At 66.6% G+C, this 1,315-nt stretch carries 1 protein-coding gene; it reads right to left on the bottom strand.

Annotated elements, in window-relative coordinates:
• On the bottom strand, window positions 1-542 hold a 542-nt coding region (locus tag NG1_RS28640; protein ID WP_157114287.1), incomplete at its 3' end, for a hypothetical protein.
• Window positions 543-1,315: the final 773 nt, after the last annotated feature.

Here is a 1,315-nt window from a genome sequence, read left to right as displayed (position 1 = left end):
TCTCCGAGTATCGCGCCCGTCGCGGCCTCCACGATCAGCACCCGATGCGTCCCGTGACAGGCGAGCTTCCCGTCGAATACCTGTTCACGGCAGCCGAGGAGTTCGCCGGCATCGGTCGTCCATCGCACTTGGCCGGTGTCGGGATCGATGCCGTGCATCCGCACCGGTCCGACGGTCGGTCCGGCATTCTCACCCGGCCCGAGCCGGCCGGGCACCGCGGTGGCGGCGACGATCATCGTCCCGGCGTCCATCGGCGAGCCGTAGCCGTAGTAGCGGTGCAGGTTCTGCGGCGCTGCCAGCAGGACCGCGCCCGGCTCATCGGACAAGTCGGCAGCGCGCACTGTCCACCGCGGCACCGGAGTGGCGTCGAGCCGGGGCGAAATCCGGAACCGGCCACCGGCCACGGGCATCTCCTGCGGCTCCCCCGGCGAACGGTTCACCCACACGACCGCGGCGATACCCGCCACCACAGCCACGATCAGCACCGTGATCCAGATCCTTCGCGTTCCCCGATCGGTGCGCCACTTCGCAGCCTTGTTCATTCGCGGTCTCCTTCGGGCATCATCTACCGGGACCAGGCACTGGACGGTGCGAATACGCAAGGTATCAGCCACCTTCGGACTCGCGGCAGGACTCCGGTCGATCGTCGCGGCACGGCCCCCACGGCCTTCGTCTGTGCAGACGGGCAGGGCGGCGTGATCGTCGCCGCGTCTCGGAGTTCGTGGCCGGTGGGCTACTCGCGTGGTCGACATCCAGGACTCGTGCCGAACATCCTGTGCCGGTACGGATCGCACAGCACCGCGCGGCCGGCTGCGGTTGCCGTCGGCGTCCTCGGTGCTGCTCTATTTCGCGGAGAAGTAGCTGGATTAGGGCCTCTTCGACCGACATGTCGAGTGCGACAAGGCCTTCGCGAAACCGCAACTGCGACAGCAACGGACGAAACGGGCGCGGGCGTGGGGCCGCGCGGGCCGGTACTCTGGATTCAGAGCAGCTGCGAAGAACGTTAAGTTATCAGCAATTTCCCCGATCGTACCCGTGATGTACTCGCAGTTGTGTACCGTATGTTATCGCAGGTTCGCTTCGCTTCTGCGGAGTGGGCCGGGGTCGATATGGGCCCCGCAGGAGGACTCCGTTGTCCGCGTGTGGATACATCCGCCCGAGACGCGGACGACGTCGAGGATTGGGTGTGGCCGAATGCGTGTATCTGCTCCGATAACGGTCTCGGCTTTGGTTGTTGCTGGTGTGGTGGTGAGTGGTTCGGGTGTGCAGTCGCCGGTGGGGGTGTCGGCGCCGCGGGCGCCTGAGGTGTTGGCGT

The sequence above is a fragment of the Nocardia gamkensis NBRC 108242 genome (assembly GCF_001612985.1).
Taxonomy (GTDB): Bacteria; Actinomycetota; Actinomycetes; order Mycobacteriales; family Mycobacteriaceae; genus Nocardia; species Nocardia gamkensis.
The sequence above is the reverse complement of the archived record's forward strand: the minus strand, read 5'-3'. Positions and strand labels throughout refer to the sequence as shown.